General features: G+C 31.4%; 21 protein-coding genes. 14 read left to right on the top strand and 7 right to left on the bottom strand.

Going from position 1 to position 23,962, the window contains the following annotated elements:
- The first annotated feature begins 86 nt into the window (after positions 1–86).
- From FC748_RS17370 to FC748_RS17350, 5 genes are read left to right on the top strand one after another with little or no spacing between them, the layout of a single operon-like run.
- Positions 87–926 (top strand): TnsA endonuclease N-terminal domain-containing protein, encoded by an 840-nt coding sequence (locus tag FC748_RS17370; protein ID WP_108030734.1) that lies wholly within the window; start codon positions 87–89, stop codon positions 924–926.
- On the top strand, positions 923–3,079 hold the full coding sequence (locus FC748_RS17365; protein ID WP_108030735.1) for a TnsB C-terminal domain-containing protein: 2,157 nt from the start codon (positions 923–925) through the stop codon (positions 3,077–3,079). The genes FC748_RS17370 and FC748_RS17365 overlap by 4 nt, the downstream gene beginning before the upstream one ends.
- Positions 3,054–4,739, top strand: coding sequence for an ATP-binding protein (locus FC748_RS17360; RefSeq protein ID WP_108030736.1), 1,686 nt, complete (start codon positions 3,054–3,056; stop codon positions 4,737–4,739). Before FC748_RS17365 ends, FC748_RS17360 begins: the two co-directional genes overlap by 26 nt.
- A 12-nt stretch (positions 4,740–4,751) precedes the next feature.
- Entirely contained in the window at positions 4,752–5,435 is a 684-nt protein-coding gene (locus FC748_RS17355; RefSeq protein WP_108030737.1) for an AbiTii domain-containing protein, read from the top strand.
- Positions 5,432–5,641, top strand: coding sequence for a hypothetical protein (locus FC748_RS17350; RefSeq protein ID WP_108030738.1), 210 nt, complete (start codon positions 5,432–5,434; stop codon positions 5,639–5,641). The genes FC748_RS17355 and FC748_RS17350 overlap by 4 nt, the downstream gene beginning before the upstream one ends.
- A 97-nt stretch (positions 5,642–5,738) precedes the next feature.
- On the opposite strand, the gene FC748_RS17345 is transcribed toward FC748_RS17350, so the two are convergent.
- On the bottom strand, positions 5,739–6,104 hold the full coding sequence (locus tag FC748_RS17345; RefSeq protein ID WP_108030739.1) for a helix-turn-helix domain-containing protein: 366 nt from the start codon (positions 6,102–6,104) through the stop codon (positions 5,739–5,741).
- Positions 6,105–6,445: 341 nt separating this feature from the next.
- Here FC748_RS17345 and FC748_RS17340 point away from each other — a divergent pair, with 341 nt between their 5' ends.
- The 3 genes from FC748_RS17340 to FC748_RS17335 are packed head-to-tail and all read left to right on the top strand — an operon-like array spanning position 6,446 to position 10,460.
- Positions 6,446–8,275 (top strand): TnsD family Tn7-like transposition protein, encoded by a 1,830-nt coding sequence (locus FC748_RS17340; protein WP_108030740.1) that lies wholly within the window; start codon positions 6,446–6,448, stop codon positions 8,273–8,275.
- Positions 8,272–9,798, top strand: coding sequence for a Tn7-like element transposition protein TnsE (locus tag FC748_RS22155; protein ID WP_167492698.1), 1,527 nt, complete (start codon positions 8,272–8,274; stop codon positions 9,796–9,798). Before FC748_RS17340 ends, FC748_RS22155 begins: the two co-directional genes overlap by 4 nt.
- Positions 9,799–9,836: 38 nt before the next feature.
- Positions 9,837–10,460, top strand: coding sequence for an SMI1/KNR4 family protein (locus FC748_RS17335; protein WP_108030741.1), 624 nt, complete (start codon positions 9,837–9,839; stop codon positions 10,458–10,460).
- A gap of 139 nt (positions 10,461–10,599) precedes the next feature.
- On the opposite strand, the gene FC748_RS17330 is transcribed toward FC748_RS17335, so the two are convergent.
- Entirely contained in the window at positions 10,600–11,847 is a 1,248-nt protein-coding gene (locus FC748_RS17330) for a DNA cytosine methyltransferase (RefSeq protein ID WP_108030742.1), read from the bottom strand.
- A gap of 297 nt (positions 11,848–12,144) precedes the next feature.
- On the opposite strand from FC748_RS17330, the gene FC748_RS17325 reads away from it, so the two are divergent.
- Both FC748_RS17325 and FC748_RS17320 read left to right on the top strand, forming a co-directional pair.
- Positions 12,145–14,352 (top strand): sensor histidine kinase, encoded by a 2,208-nt coding sequence (locus tag FC748_RS17325; RefSeq protein ID WP_108030743.1) that lies wholly within the window; start codon positions 12,145–12,147, stop codon positions 14,350–14,352.
- Positions 14,345–15,520, top strand: coding sequence for a response regulator (locus FC748_RS17320; RefSeq protein WP_108030744.1), 1,176 nt, complete (start codon positions 14,345–14,347; stop codon positions 15,518–15,520). Before FC748_RS17325 ends, FC748_RS17320 begins: the two co-directional genes overlap by 8 nt.
- A gap of 584 nt (positions 15,521–16,104) precedes the next feature.
- Here the strand turns inward: FC748_RS17320 and FC748_RS17315 are convergent.
- Together FC748_RS17315 and FC748_RS22150 are read right to left on the bottom strand one after the other, a co-directional pair.
- Positions 16,105–16,341 (bottom strand): hypothetical protein, encoded by a 237-nt coding sequence (locus FC748_RS17315; RefSeq protein ID WP_137102311.1) that lies wholly within the window; start codon positions 16,339–16,341, stop codon positions 16,105–16,107.
- Between the two features lie 113 nt (positions 16,342–16,454).
- Positions 16,455–16,622, bottom strand: a complete 168-nt coding sequence (locus tag FC748_RS22150; protein WP_167492697.1) for a hypothetical protein — start codon at positions 16,620–16,622, stop codon at positions 16,455–16,457.
- 1,538 nt (positions 16,623–18,160) lie between these two features.
- On the opposite strand from FC748_RS22150, the gene FC748_RS17310 reads away from it, so the two are divergent.
- The 4 genes from FC748_RS17310 to FC748_RS17295 all read left to right on the top strand — a co-directional run bounded on the left by FC748_RS17310 (position 18,161) and on the right by FC748_RS17295 (position 21,691).
- Entirely contained in the window at positions 18,161–18,646 is a 486-nt protein-coding gene (locus tag FC748_RS17310; protein ID WP_108030745.1) for a hypothetical protein, read from the top strand.
- A gap of 88 nt (positions 18,647–18,734) precedes the next feature.
- Entirely contained in the window at positions 18,735–19,709 is a 975-nt protein-coding gene (locus FC748_RS17305; protein WP_108030746.1) for an ABC transporter permease, read from the top strand.
- Complete coding sequence (locus tag FC748_RS17300; RefSeq protein ID WP_108030747.1) at positions 19,710–21,005, top strand: ABC transporter permease; 1,296 nt, start codon at positions 19,710–19,712, stop codon at positions 21,003–21,005.
- Positions 21,006–21,007: 2 nt separating this feature from the next.
- Entirely contained in the window at positions 21,008–21,691 is a 684-nt protein-coding gene (locus tag FC748_RS17295) for an ABC transporter ATP-binding protein (protein ID WP_108030748.1), read from the top strand.
- A gap of 794 nt (positions 21,692–22,485) precedes the next feature.
- On the opposite strand, the gene FC748_RS17290 is transcribed toward FC748_RS17295, so the two are convergent.
- From FC748_RS17290 to FC748_RS17285, 3 genes are all read right to left on the bottom strand, one after another.
- Positions 22,486–22,941: a CPBP family intramembrane glutamic endopeptidase gene (locus tag FC748_RS17290; protein ID WP_238600201.1), complete on the bottom strand. Its 456-nt coding sequence runs from the start codon at positions 22,939–22,941 to the stop codon at positions 22,486–22,488.
- 33 nt (positions 22,942–22,974) lie between these two features.
- Positions 22,975–23,184 carry a hypothetical protein gene (locus FC748_RS22345; RefSeq protein ID WP_238600202.1) on the bottom strand — a complete coding sequence of 70 codons (210 nt, stop codon included), beginning with the start codon at positions 23,182–23,184 and terminating at the stop codon, positions 22,975–22,977.
- A 135-nt stretch (positions 23,185–23,319) separates the two neighbouring features.
- Complete coding sequence (locus FC748_RS17285) at positions 23,320–23,940, bottom strand: ABC transporter permease (protein ID WP_238600203.1); 621 nt, start codon at positions 23,938–23,940, stop codon at positions 23,320–23,322.
- Between the last annotated feature and the right edge of the window lie 22 nt (positions 23,941–23,962).

Genomic DNA, 23,962 nt, shown 5'->3' with positions numbered 1-23,962 from the left:
CGATGTTTAAAATAAAGTCGCGACGATTGTAAAAAAGTTGCGATGAAATACCCCTTTAGATTATATTGGTCTAAAGGGGTGTTTTTATGTCAAAAAGAACTAGAGCATCTAAAGTTGAAAAGTGGATTAACGAAGGTCGTGGCTCAGGAGTTGGATCGGATTATAAACCATGGTTAAACATTCAAGATGTTTCTTCAAAAGGTCGGTCTACACGTTTAAAAGGTTTTAAAACAAACAGACAACACGAATTTCTATCAGACTTGGAGCGAAATTACTTTTATTTAACTGAATATTCGGATTGTGTTATTGATATTCGAGAACAATTTCCTTTATTGCCGTTGGAAGAAACAATTGTCATTGCAGATGAGTTAGGTCTTAAACATCCTACAGACCCTAAAACGAATGAGCCAGTTGTAATGACAACGGATTTTTTATTAACATTAGATAAAGGAAACGGTTTAGTAGAGCTTGCACGAACAATAAAAATGAAAGACGAGCTACTAAAACAACGAGTTATTGAAAAGTTTGAGATTGAGCGGGTTTATTGGGAGCGAAGACAAATTGATTGGGGCATTGTAACAGAGCTAGAGATTCCTAAAGATATGGCGCGGAATATTAGTTATATTCATGATTATTATGATATTCAACAATATGATGCATTTCAAAATATGAACCAAAAGCATATTGAAGATTTAGCAATGGCACTGTTACAGAGGATATTAAGTGAAAGCAAAAGCATAAGAGAAGTTACAAATGTATTTGATAAAGAGACACATATGCCTTTAGGAAGTGGTATGACGCTATTCTATCATTTACTGGCACAGAAAATCATTCGGGTAGACATGTTAGAGCCGTTAAACGTGGAAAAAATAGTTGTTATTCAATCAATAGATGAAAGCAAGTTGAAGAAGGTGAAATACGGATGATTTATATTAATCAAGTACTTCAATATACAGCAGATTCACAACGCATTCGTATTATTGAAATTGAAGAATCGTACGCCTATGTAGTTAATATCGACACAACGAGTGCTATGCCTAAAAGGGAGCTATATAGCCATTTAGAGATAGAGCTTGAGCAAGGTGAATTATTGAGAATAAGCGATCCTTTTGCAAAAGCAATTCCAGATGATGAATTAACATCTGTTCAAATTAGCAAACGAGATAAGGACTGGGCAACTGTAGAAAATTTTATCCTCCCTAATATGAAAGAGCTACTAAAGAAAAAGGGACGTGAAGTAAAAATAGTAGAGATTACCGCCGAGAGTGGACTAGGCAAAACAAAGGTGAAAAAACTGCTAAGTCGCTATTGGCAACGTGGTATGAACAAAAATGCTATGTTACCAGATTACGCAAACTCGGGTGGTCGAGGGAAGACTAAAAATCTTAGCAATGAGAAGGTTGGTCGCCCACGTAGAGTAACTGTAAACGGTGAATATCGAAGTGGCATTAATATAACTGAGGAGATTAAGACGCAATTTGAACATGCCATTAATAAATACTACCGCAAAGCCAATAACTATTCGTTAAAAGATGTGTATCATTTTATTTTGCGTGATTTTTATGCAGACCGTTATAAAGAAGATGGAGAAATTCAATATCGTATTTGGGAAGCAAATCGTATTCCTTCATATCATCAATTTTATTACTGGTTTAAAAAGTTTGAAGACCCTAAAAAAGATATTGAATTTCGTAAAAGTGCTAAGGAATATGAGTTAAAACATCGTCCTATTTTAAGTAATTCTAAAATTGAAACAAACGGACCTGGCACACGCTTTCAAATCGATGCAACGATTGCGGATATTTATTTGATCAGCTCTTTTGATATAAATCGAATTATAGGTAGACCTGTTGTTTATGCAGTTATTGACGTATATTCACGTATAGTTACAGGGATATATGTAGGATTGGAAGGCCCGTCTTGGCTAGGAGCAATGATGGCTTTAGATAATATGGTTGCTAATAAGGTTGAATTTTGTAAGCAATATGATATTGAGATTACTGATGAACAGTGGCCAACGTATCATTTACCCGAAATAATTATCGCTGACAGAGGCGAGTTTGAAGGATATGCAGTAGCAGGACTTATTAATAATTTAAATATCAAAATTGAAAATACAACAGCGTATCGAGGGGATTTAAAAGGTATTGTTGAACGTAAATTCCGTACAATTAATGGCAAAGTAAAGCAGAAAGCGCCTGGTGCTATTCACAAAGAATATCGAGAGCGTGGAGATAGAGATTATAGGCTCGATGCTACGCTGAATTTAAAGGAGTTTACGGCATTAATCATTACGCTGATACTTCAGCATAACCATAAAATCATTGATAAGTATCCAATGGAAAAAGCGATGATTACAGATGGCATTATGCCAACGCCTATAAATTTATGGAACTGGGGTATTCAAAATCGGAAAGGTCGTCTTCGTACAGTAGATAGGGATATTTTACGTTTAAATGTGTTGCCACGTAGTAAAGCCACAATTTCACGAGCAGGTATCAAGTTCAAAAATTTATTATATGGATCAAAGCAAGCAATCGAGGAACAATGGTATGCAAAGCTGAAAAACAAAAGTATTGATATTGTGTATGATCCACGTCATTTAGACAAAATTTATATCCCGAATGATAACGGAATGGATTATGAAACGTGCATTTTATTAGAGCCTAGCCGGCAGTATAAATTGGACTTTTTAGAAGAAGTTGTTTTCCAGCAACAACTACGAAATGAATTAGAAGAAGAGGAACGCTCTAAGCAAGTGCAACTGACAATTAATACAGATACGATGATGGATCAAATTATTAAAGCAGCAGAGCAAAAGAAAAAACAAGCCCTATATCAACCAACAAGTAAAAAAGAAAAACTAGCTGCGATTCGAGATAATAAAGCGAATGAAAAACAAGCTAATCGTGAGGAAGAAAAATTTGATTTGTCACCTACTGTAGCTGAACAAACAACAGAAATTATAGATTTTACATCAAGAATAAAGCTAGAAGAGCAACCACAAAAGAAATCACCTTCACGTCTTATGGAAAAATTAAAGAGGAAGCGAGATGAGGAATTTGGAAAAGATGAATAATGTCGTCTTAAAAGGAGATATGGAAGAAGCAATTTATAAGACTCAAATGCTTACTGAATATGCTCATAATCCTTTTATTGAAGCCCTACCGCCAATCTTTGATGAAGATGATGTGTTGGATCGTTTTATGGTGACACCACGTATTAGTGAACAAGATAAGAAGAGTGCAGCGAATATTCGTTATCATGTGCTAAAGCGAGTGAAGAACTTCATTCAACCGTTACCGATTCACTTTGAAGTAGAACGCCGATTATCAACGTTGATTCGAAGAGGTTATTTAGCACGTAACCCATTAGATAAATCATTTCTTGAACGAATTCGAGTGCTACATCAGTTGCGTGAAGATGAGGAACAAGCTCATAAGTATATTGATGAACGATTAAATCATATTCGCTCAACAGCAGATAGCTTATCGATTATAGGCATTTCAGGAATCGGCAAAACGACGGCCATTGAGCGTTTGCTATTAATGTACCCTCAAGTCATAAAGCATGAAGTTTATGAGCAACAGCCATTTAATAAAACACAGATTGTATGGCTTAAAATTGACTGCCCTTATGATGGCAGCCTTTCAACACTGTGTAAAAGCTTTTTTAAAGCAATTGATGATTTACTAGGGACACGCTATTTAGAGAAGTTTGGTTATTTAAACCGTATTACATCTACAATGCTATTGCATATGACTTCGTTGGCAAGTATGTATGGTATTGGGGTACTTGTTATTGATGAAATCCAGCACTTACTAAATGCAAAGAATGACCAAGAGGAAATGCTCAATTTCTTTGTGACACTTTCAAACACTGTTGGTATTCCAACTGTTTTAATTGGTACATCAAAGGCACAACAATTATTTAAAGGAAACTTCCGACAAGCTCGACGTGCAGCAAGTGATGGAGCAATCATTTGGGATCGTATGACTGAAGATAGTGAAGAATGGGAATTTTTTTTAGAAACGTTATGGGAATTACAATGCCTTAAAACACGTTCAGAGCTTACAGAGGACGTTAAAAAGACATTTTATGAGGAATGCCAGGGCATTACGGCGGTAGCAGTAAACCTCTTTATATTGGCGCAAGAAAGAGTATTATTTGATGAAGGTAATAGAGATGAAATTATTGTGTCAAAAGTGCTGAAGCAAACGGCAAATAAGGATATGAAAATTATCCAGCCAATGTTAAATGCGATTCGTAATAATGATTTTGCAGCAATGTATAAATATGAGGATATTATGATTAATTTGGATGAGCTGATGATGAATCATAAGAGGGATACGCTGTATGAAGGTAAGCTTAAGGCTGCAATGAAAGAGCGGCAGAATACATTGGCTTACAAGCAACAAGAAATGATTGAGAGCTTGAGTATGGAAGTAGCTGCTATAGGTATATTTGATTCGTTATCTTCTAATGAAATTTTAAAATCTACTGAAAAAATAGTTAAAACAGCAACGATAAATATGGATGAAAGTACTCTTAAAGTGCAATTGATTTCATTTTTAATTGAAATGAATGACAAGAAGAAGGAAAAGAAAATATGCATTTCTACAAAAAAAATATTACCGTTGCTTGATTTAAGAAACCAAGCTATCAGAAGAAATAATCATCCATATGACCTGTTAATAAAAAACAAATATATAAAACAAGCTATGGGAGAACTTTTTTAGGGGGCGAAAGCATTGGCTAAAAGTCAGTTACTAAAAGATTTTGTAATGAATGAGGGGAATTTAGAAACGATTTTACTTCGTTTAAAAGTTATTTTAACAGATTTGCAAGATGAAACTATTTTAAAATGGGTAAATGGGGAACTTTCAGGATACGAAGGAGATATTCCAGAATATCGTATTTTAACAGGTATCCCAATAGGGACATTTGTAGTTAATGGGCGCGTTCAATATACAGAGGCGAGTGTGCCACTGAGTGGAAGGATGTCGAAGGAAGATATTCACAGTATAACAACTATGGAGATGACAGACAGTATCAATGTTATAAATAACTTACTCAATAGTGAACAAAAAGACAATATAGCTCGTCGCATTCCAACAGAGATATGCCACTCTATATCGGATTATCAACTTCAAATCGCAAGTATGCGTATAGCTTTTTCATCTAATCAGTTAGATGGAATTGTATCTTCTGTTAAGTCAAAGATTCTTGATGTCATAATGCTCCTGGAAAAAAACTTCGAAAATATTGATGAACTTGATATATTATCTCAGGTTGAAGAAAAACCCCAGGTGACTCAAGAAGTTATATATCATATTCAACAAGTTGTTTTTGGGGATAGTACAGAAATAGAAATCGGAGATAAAAACAAAATTAAAGGTTCAAGTATTGGGAAGTTTTTTAGGAGAGAAAAATGAAAATTAAAATTGGTGATAAAAATAAAATTAAAAGTTCAATAATTGGTGAGCAAAACAATATAGATTTTGGAACAAAAAAAGAAGAAGGATTTTTTCAAAAGCATCCTGTAATAACAGCTTTATTAACTTCATTTATAATAGGATTTTTATTATTATTTTCTTTTTGGAAAGATGTAATTAGTTTTCTTGAAAATTTCTTTAAATGATCTTGGCGACATGATTCGTTGAAACATTAAACTTTAAGGTACTATGTCAGGAATAAACCGAGGTTATTTAATAACTCAAAATAGCCTCGGTGTAAAATTAGTATTTATCTCTTAAAATAAGTGACACTTGGGATTGATGTATCCCTAAAATATCACCAATATCTTCTTGTGTGTGACCTTCTTTATAAAGTTCTTTTGCAAGTTTTTTAATAGATGTTTTATCTTTAGTCTTTTGGAAAATATGTTGATTAACACTTTGTAGTCCTTCCTTCTTCTTTAGAGAGAAAACCATAGTATGTTCATCTGTTTCTTTTATGAATTTAAGTGATTTTTTAGTTTTTTTAATTGAAATTTCATCATCTCCAAAAATTTCATTAAGGGTCATATCGCCAATATTTTTGTTGGTTGCTGGTGCGATATCATTTACATTTAAACTAATAATCTGATTCTTTTTGTTCGTCATAAAATTCCACTCCATTATATAAATAATATAAATAATATAAATTATATAATGGAGTGTCAAGAGAATTGGTGAAATAACAGGAGGAATCTATATTCTACAGAAATTAAATCATACAAATAAAGATGAACTGTTACCTTTAGTAAGGTTAAGAGTAAAAGCGTTAGAAAGAAAAAAGCATCCGTATGAATTATTAAAAATAAATGGATATATAAAACCGTTTTTAGAGGAATTTATTAAATGATTTATAATACTTTTTCATAACTAATGGTACATCTTATGTCTGAAAAGCTAGCTATATCGGCATTATAGAAATAAGTCGAGTATTCCTAGGAGGACATTAGATGTTACCGTTTTTTACAAATCCTTATCCAAATGAATTAATCTATTCAGCCATTGCCCGGTATCATTTTTATAGTGGCAATATTGATTGTAAAGATACGTTGGAAGAATTGTTTGACAATCGTTCTGTGATACCGAGTGTAGGGATTGGTAGCTATTTTTCTGTTTTAGCAGAAAAACTAGGTGCTCAATATTCTGTAGAATCGCTATTGGCTAACCACACAATTTATCCTTATTATGCTTCATTTTTGTCGAAGCAGCGTCAACAAGAAATATTAAACGATGTAAAAGAAGATGGTAAGGCACTTTATACAAGGCTAGGAATGGTCGCTGGAAGCATTTGTATTAAAAACGGTATCTATTATTGTGCGATTTGTGCAAAATCAGATACAGAGCAATATGGAGAACCGTATATTCATCGGGAGCATCAACTACAAGGAATAGATTATTGTCCCCACCATGAAGTTCTATTAAGAGAATACCTGGTAATCAAAGACAGTCGCATTGAGTATATTCGTTTCGAATTAAACCATATGAATTTATCAGAGTTATATGAAATTGATCCACATAAAGAAATATCAGTTTATTTAGCAAAGCAGGCCTACAAATTACTCCATTTACCGTTGCACTCACTTTCAAGGGAAGACATTAATTCTAAATATAAAACATTGTTACGAGAACATAATTTAATAACAGCTTCAGATCGGGTTCGTCAGCATGAGTTGTATCAAGCTTTTAAAACTACATTTTCAAGTACCTTTTTAAAATGCTATCAAAGTGAGTTAAGTGAGGAAGATGAATATAATTGGCTAAAGGTTTTAACTCGTAATATGAAGCGTCATGTACATCCATTTCGTCATTTGCTCTTTCTTTATTTTTTAAAGCACGTTATAGAGGATCTTGTTGTGCTTACAAAAGACAAAGGTGCCTTTGGTAAAGGACCATTCCCCTGTTTAAATAAGGCAGCATCGCATTACCGGCAACTAATAATTCAAAAGGTAGTAGTGACTAGGGACTATAAATCTAAAAATTTGATTGGTACGTTTACATGTTCATGTGGTTTTATTTATGCAAGGAAGCAAACAGCGGATATGTTTGAAATAGGTAGAATAAAGGCATTTGGTGGTGTATGGATAGGGAAATTAAAAACTCTTGCACAAGAAAAATTGAGCATTCGAGCGATGGCAAAAATTTTAGGGGTAGATTCTAAAACAATCAAAAGGTATTTAAGTGGAAGTGTCGAATTAAAACAAACAGTAAGACATAGTTACAGTGCTGATAAATTGAGTCAATACAAAAAAGAGTTGTTAAATGAAATTCGACAGAATCCAAGACTATCCCGTACTGAATTACGAGAAAAATTTCCAAAGCAATACATGTACTTATATCGTAATGAAAAAAGCTATTTAAAAAGCATGTTACCTAAGGTACAGAGACAGAATAAACCAACAACATCTGTGAACTGGTCGAAACGCGATCAGCAATATGTTCAGCGAATAAAAAGATTATATCTGAAACTAATACAAGAGCCTAAACCCATAAGAATAACAAAATCCGTTTTAGGCAGACGATTAGGTATATTAGCCAATTTAGAGCGCCATTTAGATAAATTACCAAAAACAAATAAGTTATTGCACGATATTACCGAGTCTGTCCCAGAGTTTCAATTACGTCGATGTTATAAGATTATTGATGAATTATTAAAGCAGAACAGCACAATAGATTTATGGCGAATCCAGGGAGTTGCAGCAATTAAATCACATCATTTTCATGAAATAAAACCTCGTTTAAAACGTTATATTGAAATGAAGCAGGAAGTGAACCAAAAATGAGCGAACAACAAGTTAAACTAAAAAATTGGCCATTTAAAGAGGGAGAGCAAGCACAATTAATCTGGATTAGCTCTCCTTTCCACTATGAAAAGAAATTAATGATGTATGCTTACTTTAGAGCAGGTGGAAAAACAGAAAAATTATTAGTTGATTGGGGAACACTTCCAGTGCTAGCCATTCAACATTATTATATTGATGGTGATATTAGAAAAAGTACGCCCCCTGTAGAAACAGAGGAAGTAGAAATCACCATTCATCCAAACCATGTTGCTATTTATGAAAAGGAATGGCGTGTACAAGGGACTAATGATAAAGATGTTTCAAGGAGCTTTATTGTAAAGCAAAGGAATCAGAGTTATATCTTGCCCTTAATTGAAGTTGTTCGTAGCATTTTAGCACCGAATCGTTTTTTATTATATAGGCTCTTTGAGGCGAATTCCTTTCCTCAATACTTTATAGAGAACTATGAGAGTAATAAAATTCATTTGCATTTTTCATCGCAATATCATCCAAAATATACGCAATCAAATTTTCTGTACCAACTTGTATGGCTGCTTACAAATCAAGATTTAAGAAATGTATTTGAGAATATAGCATTCACATTTAACAACACTGGGATTTTAAAGTTTGATTGGTCATTTAGACAGCCAATTAGTATTAAAATGATAGTGAAACCTAATATAAACGGTGGCACAATTTTACGTGTTGTATGTGTGAAGAATAAACATATTCCCTATAATGAAATCTCATTTGAGCATCCTGAGGTAGTTCAATCTGAAAAATCAAGTGAGCCTAAGAAATATACATTACATAATAAGAAAAAACTGAGTGGTTCACAAGATGAACTATTATTAGATGAAGAAATGCAAGGAACAAGCGAGGACTTTGATGTTGTCGAAATGGATAATCAAAAGCATGAATATATTCAAATGCCTAAAATAACTAAGCTTCGTAAAAAATCGAATAAGAAACGTGATTTTGAGGATGAGCATACTAAGAAACGCTTTATTAACGACTCATTAAAACGATCAACAGCTGATGTTGGTGGAGATCAAGTTACAAGAGGATTAGAGAAGCAAGTATTATCAGATGTAAAGGTTGATGGTGAATTGGGTGAGTTTATTAAAGTAATGAGAGTGTTGCAGGATTTTCCCGAAGTACAGTCCATTAATATTATTCAAGGCAACTTAAAGGAATTCTCTAGTACGAAACGTTTTGTATATTTGAGTGATGGTGTAACTGAGAGAAAGTATGTGATTGCCGAAGTTAAATTACTTTTTGGAAGAGAAATTAGTGTGATTGAAATAGAAAGAGAAGAAAAGGCAATTTCAACGTGTATATATTTTTTACAAAATCAAAGAAATATAACATCGGTGTATCGTAGGATTTTAAAAGAATTAATTAATACTGCTGGAATTTGGAGAGATGAAAGATTGAAAATTAATGAAGGAAGTTTTTTAACATTAAGACATGGTAAGAGAGAATACATGCATAGAGCTAGGTTAATAATGAGTAAAATCTAATAAGAACAGTCACTTAAAATTGAAAGGGATTGGATATATTGGCGGTATCAAGTCAGTTGATTTGGAAAAATTGGAATAAAAGATTAGATGAAATATTAGATAATCTTTGGGAGAACTGTATTGATAATGACAGTTTTTTCGGTGATTGTGCAGATATAGAAAGTGTAGAAAAAGTTGAAGAGAAATTGGGATATAAACTTCCAGATTCATTTCGTGAAACTATACTTAATTTTTCTTCAAAACTACACATATTCTGGGAAATTAAAAGTGATAATCCACTTATTGTAATACCGGATGAGTATATTGGTTTAAGTTGCGATTTTGGTTGGGATTTAGATATATTACTTGAACTTAATAATGGTGTAAATAAAAAAATCAATAATAATAATAAGATGATTTTTCATAGATTTGCTGATGGTGGAATTCTTGCGTTAGATTTGTCAATTAAAGATTCACCTGTAATCTACTCTGAAGAAACTAAAAAAGAAGAGATTGAAAAAACGCTTCTTCTTGGTACGAATTTTATAGACTTTATGAACCGTTGGGTTATTTTAGGCTGTCTTGGTACGAATTTTAGTCAAATTAGTAAATTTGTTTCCTCAAGTGGGATTGATTCTGATTGTGTATATGCAAACAAATGGAGGGAGTGGCTGGATGATTAATGACAGTAATCTAATTATATAAATTGTTAATACCAGCCTCTTTAAAGAATTATCCCTAGAGGCTAATAAGTATACTCAAAAACAAAAAATAAATAGAATATATATTTTTGTTGAGAAATAAAATAAGAACAATCCATAGTCATTGATGGATTGTTCTTATTTTATTTGCTAATTTTCTTGCTAGAAGTGGTGGAACGGCATTTCCTATTTGAGTATAGGCTGCTGTCCTTGACGTTTCAAAATAAAAAGAGTCTGGGAAGGTTTGTATTCTTGCTGCTTCTCGTACAGATATTGATCTATTTTGTTTTGAATCTTGGTGAATATAATAATGACCATCTTTTGCAATATGCGCGACTATGGTATGTGAGATGGAATTACCGTTAAGTGCCTTAAATCTATCTAGAAATGAAACCGTATTATTATGCTTTATTAGCTTTTTAGGTAACTCAGAATATGGTATATTAACCCCTTGTTGTTTACTTTCGGCAACAAGTTTATAAATTTCTAAATCATTTTCATTATTTGGTCTCGATAAATGTTGTGTTAAAACCATCCATTCTCTAGGGCGAATTAGTGTATTATTAAGATATTCTATAGGTGTTGATAGATAGTTGAATTGACTATAATTTTGGCCAGCTTTTATTTTAGGCAGATCTGAAAACAACTGATTAATTGTGATAAAAATATCATTTTCAGAATATTCATCTTCAAATTGTCTGAAAAAATCAATATGTTCATGTTTATAACCATAAATAAATAGCCTTTCTCTTTTTTGCGGAATACCAAATTTTGATGCATCTAATAACTTGTAATCTATACGATATCCGCAGTTTTCAAAAGCTTTAATGATTTTTGGAAGTAATAACGTGTTATCAATATCCTTATAAGAAAGCAATCCTTTAACATTTTCGAATATAAAAAAATTAGGCCTAAATTCATTTAAGAATTTGATGTAGTACTCGTATAGATATATTCTTTCATCATTTTCCTTCTTTTTGTCATTAGCGGATCTACCTATTAAAGAATAAGCTTGGCAAGGTGGACCACCAATGATTCCATCCAAATTCAAATTATTTAATATTTCTTTTACCTTTTCTATGGCTAAATCAATCGTCTTTTCACCAATTTCTAGATTAATAATTGTATTTTCATCAAAACCATACTTTTTTGCATAACGAATTAATGCTTGTTTATCAATGAGGCCTTTTATGTAATTTTCATATTGATAAAAGTCAGGGGTGTTTTTAAGAAAGTGATAACAATTTCGTGTGATTAATGTTTCACAAGCCGGCTTACTTTTTTCTATTTTTGCAATAATTTCAAAACCCTCTTGGATAAATCCTTCTGATAAACCCCCTGCCCCAGCAAATAAATCTAGTACTCTCATCTGATTCACCTCTCTATGAAATATACCAGGTTAGTGAAGGAAAAACTAGTCTAGATAAGCAATTAATTTTAGTGATTCTTATTCTTAGGAAAAAAATTTTTAGGTTATTAAATAGAGGTTAGTTACCAAAATATCATTTTGTAGTAAAATTAAATTAATTCAAATATATGGGTACTGCTTTAAACGTACTAATATTTATGAAACTGTAGACCATGTATATTATTTCTATAAAAGTATTAATTAGATTTAATTAATATTAATAGGATATAATTTTATTGAGAAAGAGAGGATGTTAAAGTGCAAGAATTACCTTTAAGACCAGCCGCGAGAATGATTACGACTATTGGAAAAGATCTTATAAAAGATATACCGGCATCAATAGTAGAATTAGTGAAAAATTCCTACGATGCAGATGCCGAAGATGTAGAAATTAATTTTTCAAAGTATACAGAAGGTGAAGAAACCAAAATTTCTATCGAGATTAAAGATAATGGACATGGAATGGATTTAAATACTATCACAAATGCATGGCTTGTTCCAGCAACACCAAATAAATTAAATCTACAACACAGTAGATTTAAGAAAAGGCCATTACAAGGGAGAAAAGGAATTGGTAGGTACGCTGTAGCAATATTAGGTAATTATTTACAAATGGAAACCGTGCACGATAAAATCAAAACCATTGTATATGTGAATTGGGATGATTTCGAAGAGAAAGAATACTTAGAAGATGTTAGAGTTGAAGTTGAAACTACTAGTGTAGATGAACCAAATGGCACTTTATTAAGAATTATTGGAGATAATGAATACTTTGATTTATGGAATAAAAAAGAGCTCAAAAAATTAGAAAAAGAATTAAGAAAATTAGTGTCACCATTTCAAAATGCTTTTAAAGATGATAGGTTTGAAATAAAATTTAAAACTACTAATTTTATTGATGATTCTGATACATATAACACCTATGAGACCATTATTGAGCCACTTCCAATAGTAGAAATGTACAACTATCGACTGTTTGGACATATAACAGATCAGGGTATTGCAAATTTGAATTTTGAAAATAATTCATTGGATGTAAAGCAACATAAAGTAATTGACCCGTTTAAAGTTAATTTAGATCCTGAAAAAGAAAAATATTGTGGAAAAATAGAAATAGACTTAAGGGTGTTCGATCTTGATACAGCTAGTTTAGAATCTTTACAACAAAAACTTTCAAAGACTGTAGATTTGACTTTTAATAGAAGAGAAGTTACATCGAAATTGAAAGAATTGACTGGTGTCGGGATATATCGGGGAGGATTTAGAATCAGGCCACATGGAGACAAAGGATTTGATTGGCTTGGTTTAGATAGTCGAAGAGTACAAAATCCATCATTAAGGATAGGTGTAGACCAAATCATTGGATTTGTTTCTATTCAACCAGAAGAGGCTTCTAAATTAGAAGAAAAAAGTGCTCGAGATGGTCTTAAGGAAAATGCTTACTTTGAGGGGCTTAATAAGCAAGTTATTGCTGCATTAAGAGAATTAGAAAATAGAAGATTTGATTTTAGAAGATCTATGGATCAAACAAAGAAGAAAACAATTTATCAAAAAATGGAAAATCTATTTGATTTTTCTGCGTTTCAAGATAAAGTAAGTAAAAGTATTGAGAGGAAATTTGACGAGGTATCTAAAGGGAAAAGTAAAGGAGAAGCTACAGAAGAATTTTTTGAGGTGTTCAACAAAAGTTTGAATGAAATTAAAAAGGAAAAAGAAAAAGAATATGAAGAAATAAAACAGATTATTGCTTTATATCAAGGACAAGCTACATTAGGCAGTATCACAACTGTTGTTCTTCATGAGGGAAGAAAGCACACTAGTTGGTTTTCAAATACTCTTCCTAGAGTATTTGAGTGGTTAAAAGAATTTAGGGAGGAGAGGGAAGAAGAGCTCTTAAACATTTCAATTGACAGGCTAGGTAAAGCTAATGACGAAACAATTGCTTTATTAGAACTTTTTGATAAATTAGACCCCTTAACAATGACTAAAAAAGGAAAGATAACAAAAGTGGATCTTTCAATGATTATTGACCATATTGAAAATGTTTTTAAAAATGAATTAATAGAAAACCAAATAACAGTAATTAAAGACTTTAAAGAAGACAAAATCACTTGGAATGGAATTGAAAAGGATTTTAGAATGGTATTTACTAACCTCATCGAGAATAGTATTTACTGGTTGAAAATGGATGTAGAGAATAAAAATAAAAGTATAAGTATTTCTTCAGAAATTATAGATGGTTCCCTTTTAATTGACATAATTGATAATGGGCCAGGTATAAAAAAAGAATTTATAGAAAATGAGGCAATTTTTTCTCCTGGATTTAGTGCCAAAGAATCAGGAACAGGCTTGGGATTGGCTATTTCCGGGGAGGCTTTAAAAAGAAATAAAGGTAACTTAAAAGCCCTATACTCTGATAAAGGTGCACATTTACGAATTGAACTGGGGGATATGGAAATTGAGTAGTGAAACAAGTATTCTACAAACTAACACATTAGAAGGAGAAACTATTAATACAATTATTAACTTATTGATTATAGAAGATGAAAATGGACAAATAGAGCAGATTGAAGATGCTATAAATGATTTCAATAGAAAAACAGGGAAAATTGATGGTATAAAAATACAAAAAAAAGCTGTTAAAACATTTTCAGACGCGATATTCGCTCTTCTTAAAGATGAATTTGATGCAGCTATAATTGATTTGAAACTTAATGGAAAATCTGAGAATGATGAAGGAGTTAGCTTAATTGAAATCATTATTGATAGATTACGCTTTCCTATATTTGTTCGATCAGGATTTCCTGAGAAAGTTGAATTTTTAAGCTCTGAACATGAGTTTGTTAAAGTGTTTAAAAAGACAGATAAAGTGGATTCTATCATCTCGGAAATTATTAAATTTCATAATAATGGAATAACGGCTACTATAGGTACCAAAGGAAAAGTCGAAAAGTATTTGAACAAAATATTTTGGGGTAGTTTTTCTAAAAATGTTCATTTATGGGATAGAGAGTTATTAGATAATAATGAATATGAAAAATCATTGGTAAGGTACTGCTTAGCACTATTACAAGAGCACTTAGAAATAGAAGAAAATGGTGGGGATTTTTCAGACTATCATCCTTTCGAGGTGTTTATCAGCCCACCGATAAAGAGCAATTATTTTTTTGGGGACATATTATATGATGATGTTAACTACTATATAATTCTATCTCCAGCCTGCGATATGGCTCAAGAAAAGTATGAGAAGATAATAATTGCCCAAATTGATTCATTAGATGCGATAACACCTTTTATAGAGCATCAACAAAGATATAACGAAAGTCAATCTAAAGGTAAAAAAGAAAGTGCAAGGAAAAAAGTTGTTGAATTTCTTACTAATAATCACAGTGATAAATATCATTATTTACCTAAATATATGGAATTCCCAGGGGGATTGATAAATTTCCAAAAAATCTATTCTAAAACTAAAGAAGAGTTAAATGAGATGGAAAGATTCGCCTCGATCTCAGGTAAATTTTCGAAAGATATTGGTGCTAGATTTTCAAATTATTTTGCGAGACAAGGGCAACCAAACTTAAATATAGATGTATTATTAAAGACTATACTAGACATTAATGATGAAGAAGAGTAGATAAGGGTATTTTCAAATTTAATTTCACATGTACTTTAGTCATTTTTATAAAAACCTCATAACTCAAAAATCAAACCCACAAATTTCGATCAATTTTTGTTCATAATTTATGGGTTTCTTCTATATAAAGTCAATGTTCACAGCATGCTTTTAACATATGTCATATAGCGAAATAAAACATTTAGAAAGGCTAAAATAATTACCTATAGAAATATTTCGATTAAACTTTTTTATAAAAATAATCTCATATCTTAAATGAAGCCTACACATTTTGATCAAACTTTTTTTAAAATGTATGGGTTTCTTCAGTTATAAAATCAACGTTTGCAGCATACTTTTGATCAAACTTTATTCCAAACCTACAAATATTGCCTTTAGATAATAAAGTTGTTTGATTATAATCGTATTTAAGGTAATTGTTACCTTAAATACGATTTTTTATTTTACAAAAATGGGGTTGTTTATGTATGGCCATAAAGAGTGGCTAGGAGCAAATTCTCCAGAGATTAAAAAAACATTTAAAGGTAAGAAGAAGGAATATTCTTTAGAGGTAGATCGTGATTTACTAAAGAAAACACAAAAAATCATTTCAACATGGTCAGAGATTGAAAAAGAACGAAGCAAGTTTTTATAAGAACTACCACCATTGAAGCTGTATCCTTCATATCACGAAAATTGTAATGTTCTTGCTTTGTACGTATCATCGCGTTAAACCATAAAGTTGTACCAATTGGATTAGTACCTGTATTTCCTGCAATAGATAAACTATCTTTCCAAGTTGTAGTACCAGTTGAATGACAACGCGCGGATGAAGTTGTCATTCCTGCAAATTCTCCTGCTTTAAGTATTACTCCTCATAAGTGCTACCACCGAATTCATTTAGGTTCTTACTCATTCTATTTTTTCACAACATGTGCAACACCACGTTTTCCTTCTAAATTAAACGTGCTAATAAATCAGTGCTAGTAAGACCATCAAATTCCGTCAACCCCGTTTTATCACTTAAACAAGCTCCCTCACCCGCAAGTATTTGAACTTCATCATTAATTGGCTCCACTATTAGTTCGTTATCAACCTCACTTGCAAATACAGAAGAAGTCATACCTAAAATTATTACAAATACAAATAATGTAATTTTTTAACAATAATCCTCTTTATGTACTTTTTAATATATTATCTTTAATGTGGTAAATATCCTTTATATTTTTAAGAATATTATCAAAAAGATAAACCCCTTTATTCTTGTCCCTATCAGATGTACACATTGACATTTTGAATTTAAAGTAGAGAAAGCTACAAGTACCATTAAGGATAGGGATTCCTTAATGGTATTTTTTATGTATTTGTTAAAAGAAAACAAAGCAAAACTTTATTACTTAGCCGAATTGTAAAATAACCTTTTCAGTAAACAACTTTATTAGTACTTTCTTAATCATTTAGTTCAAAAATTAGGGTTTTACTCATTATTAGTAAAGAACTTTATTGTCATTCAACCAATGTTGTCCTTATACTGTTGAGTTACAAAAAAAGTGTATACTGGACAAAAAAGTTATATACCAGGTAAGAGTTTAAAATCGTATTTAAAAGGATAAAATATCCTTTTAAATACGATTTTTTATTTTACTTTAGGGGAGACAATAGTGGTTAAAAGAAAAAATAGGGGACAGAACAAAAAATTAAAAAATACGTAAAAGCGGGTAGAGGACAAGGCGAACTTCTGAATACATACCTTGGTTGAAGATTCAAGATGTTTCTAGTGATGGGAACGTATCTCGTCTTATAGGATGGAAGACAAATAGGTAGCATGAATTCCTATCTAATCTTGAAAGAGATATTATATTTTTCAATTGGAATGGAAAGATAATCAATTGTATTTGAAGTAGATATTTAAAGATGATATGGATAGATGGACATATACAACTGACAATGTACCTAACTCCCCAATTTTTAAGGGAAGTTTTAATGATAGTTATCGTAGATCCCTTAGCGATTTCTCTACCCCCGAAAATAATACGAGTATAAATCTGTCATTTATAGTTTCTAGGTGGCATAAAAGAGGTGAACTTTCGGGCAGTTTACCGTGGATCCAAAGTGCTTTGCAAGAACGTCCAAACAGTGGCGGACATGATCTTAACTTCGAGTTTGAAGATGCTGGTGATGGCGATTACAATGATATGCATGTAACAGTAGATATTGTAGATTAGTTACCACACCTGATATGATATATAGAAGTTCGTCCTTATCCCCTCAAGTTAAAACATTTGGATACTTCCTAACAGAAAAAAACTCTATTCTTTTTGTAGAATTTACAGAAAGAATGGCGTTTTTTTTATGAGTACTTCTTACTTAAAATTGACTTAAAGTAAAGGGGCTTATCTTGAATAGATTTAAACAATAATATTAAATAATCTTGAACAACATAGCTGGGAAATGTTCATACTTTTTATAAAAATCTCATACTTATCGTTCGTTTTATTTGATTTTAATTAGGAACCACGAAACTCAAAGTCCGTGTTTAGTAATGGGAAATTGAATTATGAAATTAATTCAAATAATATATTAATGAAATATTTTGTATTTATTATACTATTATGGTAATATTTTGTATGAAGGAAATAAAATCTGAGAGGAATTGATAAAATGAAAAAGGTAATATTAACAGCTTTTGCTACTACACTAATCGTTACTAGTGGCCTTAGTGGAGCGCAAGCAAATGAAAATGCTCAAAACAGTGGAGGTTGGAGTGAATCACAAGGATACTTTATCAATGATGGTTTTACAACTACATATAGTGCAAATTTTGAGGACTTAGTTTCCCCACCATCTGATAATCCAGGATTTGCTGCAGCTGCTAGTTCTACTCCTGATTCTCATGAAGGTAGTGTACTAAGAAAAACAATTGCCTCAGGGAATGAAGACGTCCATGCTGTTTATGGTAAAACAGTGTGGAAAAATCAACCTCACTATACAACAGCTCAATGGGAGAAGACTGATGGTACAGTAATATCTACCTCCGGAAGAAAATTCTGGAAATCATCTACCAGTACATCTGAAGCTACTTCTCCATATATCTCGTTAAAGACATTTCGAAATGAAGAAGCTAGAACTTATTATTCCGTAGACTAAATTAAAGTTAAGCCTAATTGTAATTTTTATTATAGTTAGGCTTTTATATCTTTAAAAATTTATATTAACAAAGTAAGAGAGGAAACCTGTGAATAAAAAACAAAAAAGAACTATTTTTATTAGTATTTTTACGCTTCTAATTTTCTTTTCTTTTGTTTTAACTATATATAACCTAAAACAGAAGGAAATTAATGAACTATCGAATCAATATTACACTTCAAATCATTTTAGACTAATAGATAAAGAACCTAATTTGAATAAATGGCGAGAAGTGCTAGACTCCCAATATGATTACAGAATATTTATAGAATACAACAATGTTTTTCGTCACTTTATTGATTTTAATACTTCTTGGTCACCTCCTATGCAATCGGGTGTGTTTTTTAAAGAAAATGAACAAAGAAATACTGCTGTTATCGGTAAAGAAATGAAAGATTATGTATACTCCCATAATGGTTTAAAGTATGTTGATTTTGAAGGCACCCCTTATGAAGTGATAGGTGTAACAGGAGCCTCTTACGCTAGTTACTCAGATTATTTAATCCTCCTAAATTCTAGAGATATTCCTATGAAAGATGATGCCAAAATAGTTATAGATGGTCCGAAGAAATCAACGCTAAATAAAATTAAGAATAAGATATTAGAAGAATACTCCTCTGTAGAAACAGTTGATATTGAAAATAGAGGACTAACCGAAACGGTTAATTCTACATCATTTGGTAAAATGTTTAGTATTAGTTCTATTACTTTAATCATTTTCAGTTCAATTCTTTATTTGTATTTTTGGCATGTGCAAGAAAAGCAAAAATTGAATATCTGTATTATTCTGGGAGTAAGAAAAATCAATATTATAAAAGATTATATGAAAACAATATTAATAAATTTATCAATATCAATATTAATTGCTTTATTGTTGTTAACTATCTTCGGGAGAATAATGAACGTTTTTCAAATGATATCAATTGAAATAATAATGATTTGCTTATTGTTTCTATGCTCAGCAATGATGGTAATTTTTATTTTTGTTTATATGGAGTTTTTGAGTAAGGGGAGGAAAATATAAGTGTTATTAAAAGAATTATGGTTCTATTTTAAAAAACATAAAGTAATTACACTTGGAATCTGTATAGCGATGTCTAGCTTGCTTATTATTCTAGGCACGTTCTTTTCTTTCTCTTCTCATTTAAAAAATGAAATAAATGACTTAGGTATAATCTATCAGGATAAAAAAATTTATCAGTTAATAGATGGATATTATGAACCTCAAGATTTTCAAAATTTCTTTCGTTCTGAAAATTCTTTGGAGTCACTAAAAAAATTTTATAACGGATTAAATGAGAATAAGAATTTTCAATATTTAGCTATGTTTGACCAACATATACTTGCAGAGGTTGACACTAAAGATTTATCAGATAAACTCCAAAATAATCTTGGCATTGAAAGCGGGATGTTAGAAGGAAGAGAGTTTCTAACTATACCGTCTATACAATTAAATGAACAAGCTATGAAATATTTTAATGTAGAAGTTATAGAAGGTCATGCATTCACAACTGAAGATTTTAACAATGATAAAGAATATATGAATATATTATTGGGGAGTAAATATCAAGGTTATTATAAACTTGGGGATGAATTATGGATTGATTTTTATGGGAAATATATGAAAGTGAAAGTTAAGGGCTTCCTTAGCACTGATAGTAGAATATTTTATCAAAATGAAACAGAATTTTATTTGAAAGATTTTTTTGTACTCCCATATTTGAATTATAGTAATCCAATAAATGAAGAAGATGCTATCTTTCAAAAAAGAGTATATTTCTCAATGATTAATGGGTACATAGTTACAGGAGATACTGGAAATCAAGAAAAAAATATGATGGACCATGTAGAAATTTTATCGAAAGAATCTGGGGTAGAGGAATATAAGTTTATAGGATTAAATCCTCATTTCCAGAAATACAATGGGTTAATGAAAAGTATGGAAGCAAATGCTGAATTAGTAGGAATCGTATTACTGTTAACAATTGTCATTACAATTGTTATTATTAATTTAATCCTTCTGATTCAACAGAATAAGAGATTGAAAAAATTTGCGGTTCATCTATTAAATGGAGCAACGAAAAAGCAAATAATTCAACAGTTTTTAGTTGAAATAAGTATTATAACTTTTATTTCATATATAATGAGTATCCTGATTCTTCAGTATTATTTAAGGATTGGTGGAATTAATATCTATATTTATCTATTCGTAATGTCCTGCTTATTACTAATATTATCATCTATCTATCCAATCTATCGCTTAAACAGATTTGGAATTACTAACTTTTTACGATACGAGACCCATGAAGAGGGGAAATAATTATGCTTCTTACACTATCTAATGTAAAGAAAACTTATTGGAACGGGAATAAACAATCAATAATTTTAAAAAATGTGAATTTGCAAATAAAAAATGGAGAAGTTATAGCAATTAAGGGACGAAGTGGTTCAGGGAAAACATCTTTGTTAAATATAATTGCAGGGTTAACAAAATGCGATAGTGGACAAATTCATTTTAATTATAATGATATTACCAACCTATCATTTGATGAGCAATTAGAATATAGAAGAAAAAATATTAGTATTATTACTCAACAATTTAATTTACTTGATGATCGAAGTGTTTTTGAGAATATTGCTTTGCCTTTAAATTATGAAAAGGTTAAAAAAGATGAAAAGAAGAAAAAAGTACAAGAAGTTCTAAATTCCGTAGGTATGAAAGATTTCGCATATCAAAAAACCTTAAATCTTTCAGGTGGAGAAAGACAAAGAATTGCTATAGCTAGGGCATTAGTAAAGGAACCATTGTTACTAATTGCAGATGAACCTACAGGATCTTTAGATGTAGAAACAGAAAAGGGAATACTTGGGATTATTGATGATTTGAAGGACAAAGGGGTTACAATTATTATTGTTACCCACGATGATAATGTAGCTAATATTTGTGATACTGTTTATGAATTGGTTAATGGTGAGTTACATGTTATTTCATCGAGTATTAAATAATATTTTTACACTCGTGTCGTTTAACCAATTTCAATCAGTAATTTTTAATTGAAGTTCTAGTATGATGAGTGAGATAAAAGAATAGTCACAACCGCCAGCAGTGACGGTTTCTTTAAACCTTAAACTCCACACTGTCGGGTAGACAGTAGTAATTATATAAATGCGTTAAGCGGTTTGAGCTCTGAATCTAAGGGGCTTAGGCCGTTTAATCGTCTCTGGCAACGATCATAAATAAAAATGGATATAGTCATTAATACTTTTTTACTCTTGTACTTATGTAGATAAACTTCTCACACTTCAATGTGCTCAAAATACTTTAATAGAACCATTTAAAGATGTTTCATGGTATGAAGAATCTCCTGTTGAAGTAGCTTTTTTACGCTTCGTCCACAATCCTTCAAATGGTCAGGTCACACAATTTTATCATTTGTTCTGTCTTTGATTTAGTGGTCTTTATCGGTACTTAGGTATACATTTTTATTATATATTTACAGTTAATCCTTGTGTGTACACAACTTAATTGTACCCTAGTTTAAAGTTAGTATCTAATTTATGTAGGGCTGGGATATAAAATCAGTTGATTTAAGGCTTAAAAAGCGAGTGCCTTCCTTTATGCAAAAGAGGAAGGCACTTTTAAATTATGGCTCTTTTAAAAAAATTTTACTGTTCAATTAGTAAGGCAGAGTTAATCTACAAACGTTTATAGATTAACTCTTTTTTGTTTTGATGTGTTTTTTTATTTATTGATATATACATTATAAATCCTTGCAGCACTAGTGTACCACGTTAGTTAATTAATAATATATTTTTCCACTAAATAATGGTAACGAGAAAAAATTATGAAATGCATGCAACAACACAACCGACCATAATGAACCTGTCTTTTTATAGACAAAACCAAAAAGTAAACCTATTGCAAAAACATATATATGGGTCCCAGCTATTAAGAAATCATAGAAACCAGCATTGTAAATCCAAATTGGGTAGTGAATGACCAAAAATAATAAAGCAGTTACAATATTTGCTTTCCGAAAAGCCATTTTTTTATTGATTTCTTGTAAAATTAATCCCCTGAAAACAATTTCTTCGGCTAGTCCTGCCATAAGAATACCATTAAGGTAATCATCAATTGATAATGAAAATTGAAATGATTGCTGATTAATGCTATATGTTTCAAAAGCAAAATATAAGCCAACTAACAGTGAAAGAACGACTCCCCAAAATAAACCATTTTTAACATTAACGTTCATTCTAGTCGAATGAGTTAGTATGTAAATAATATTTTATGTGTATAACCAAGTTGGAACAATCCATACGATCCCCTTAACCAACGCTTCTAATAATGGAGAAATTATTTCACCAAACGAATAAATATAGTCAATTAACCATAATTCTTTAATTGCCCATACTAAGTAAAATAGGAGTAGAAACCCTATCATCGATTTCACATCATTATTTTTCACTTTACTTTCAATACTTAATTGCGATTCCATTTCTACCTCCATTAATGTAGTTATTTCCTATTGTTGAATCTTTACCAAGCTTACTTTTAGGAACGTAATTTAGGTTTATTATGTATAGCTAATAAATCACTTGTGTATTTTTCGGGTAGTAGCTGAAACCTAAACTTAGGCATCTCGTTTACGGTAAAATACAATAGCTACTGTAATAAAAATCAGTGTCCATAACATTGAAACACCTGTCCCTTGCATTGCTGTAAGGACATTTATTTCATCCGAGGAAGGAGGCATATACATATAATATCCTGCCGTATCCGGAAAATAATTTTTAATACTGGGTAAAAAATCTCTCAATAATATACCGACAATGAAATCATGACCAAGCAGTACCACTAAAGCAGGAGTGGTTCGCCTGAGTAGAACACCTATAGCTGCACTGAGAAGGGTGGTTAATGTTAGATAGCCGGTTGCACCTACTAAAGTTTTTATCATAGCGTCTATTTCAATCACTAATGCTGTGTCTCTCATCATAATAAAAGAATATAGTACACCTGATGCAGAAATAATAAACGCCATAGGAATGGTTACAATTGCTAAAGCTAAATGCTTCGCGGATAGTTGAAACCCTCGCCAAGGGATCGTAGTTAAAGTAGTTCGAATCTGTCCACCCGTATACTCTGAACAAGTAGCTAAGATACCTAAAATAATGAACCCTGCTTGAAGATATCCCAGAGAAGCAAGTCCTATTTTCAGTATACTTTGCGTTCCTGCTGCCCCTTTTAGTCCCACTTCAACAGATATTGTCGATTAG

Source organism: Lysinibacillus sphaericus (assembly GCF_005217585.1).
GTDB lineage: Bacteria > Bacillota > Bacilli > Bacillales_A > Planococcaceae > Lysinibacillus > Lysinibacillus sphaericus.
Note: the sequence above shows the minus strand (reverse complement) of the source record. Positions and strands in the feature narration are given on the sequence as shown.

Coding starts and splice junctions, on each gene's coding strand:
- FC748_RS17290 (WP_238600201.1), bottom strand. CDS start 22,941: ATGAACGTTAATGTTAAAAATGGTTTATTTTGGGGAGTCGTTCTTTCA.
- FC748_RS17370 (WP_108030734.1), top strand. CDS start 87: ATGTCAAAAAGAACTAGAGCATCTAAAGTTGAAAAGTGGATTAACGAA.
- FC748_RS17315 (WP_137102311.1), bottom strand. CDS start 16,341: ATGACAACTTCATCCGCGCGTTGTCATTCAACTGGTACTACAACTTGG.
- FC748_RS17310 (WP_108030745.1), top strand. CDS start 18,161: ATGAAAAAGGTAATATTAACAGCTTTTGCTACTACACTAATCGTTACT.
- FC748_RS22150 (WP_167492697.1), bottom strand. CDS start 16,622: ATGACTTCTTCTGTATTTGCAAGTGAGGTTGATAACGAACTAATAGTG.
- FC748_RS17360 (WP_108030736.1), top strand. CDS start 3,054: ATGAGGAATTTGGAAAAGATGAATAATGTCGTCTTAAAAGGAGATATG.
- FC748_RS17330 (WP_108030742.1), bottom strand. CDS start 11,847: ATGAGAGTACTAGATTTATTTGCTGGGGCAGGGGGTTTATCAGAAGGA.
- FC748_RS22155 (WP_167492698.1), top strand. CDS start 8,272: ATGAGCGAACAACAAGTTAAACTAAAAAATTGGCCATTTAAAGAGGGA.
- FC748_RS17365 (WP_108030735.1), top strand. CDS start 923: ATGATTTATATTAATCAAGTACTTCAATATACAGCAGATTCACAACGC.
- FC748_RS22345 (WP_238600202.1), bottom strand. CDS start 23,184: ATGGAATCGCAATTAAGTATTGAAAGTAAAGTGAAAAATAATGATGTG.
- FC748_RS17345 (WP_108030739.1), bottom strand. CDS start 6,104: ATGACGAACAAAAAGAATCAGATTATTAGTTTAAATGTAAATGATATC.
- FC748_RS17340 (WP_108030740.1), top strand. CDS start 6,446: ATGTTACCGTTTTTTACAAATCCTTATCCAAATGAATTAATCTATTCA.
- FC748_RS17350 (WP_108030738.1), top strand. CDS start 5,432: ATGAAAATTAAAATTGGTGATAAAAATAAAATTAAAAGTTCAATAATT.
- FC748_RS17295 (WP_108030748.1), top strand. CDS start 21,008: ATGCTTCTTACACTATCTAATGTAAAGAAAACTTATTGGAACGGGAAT.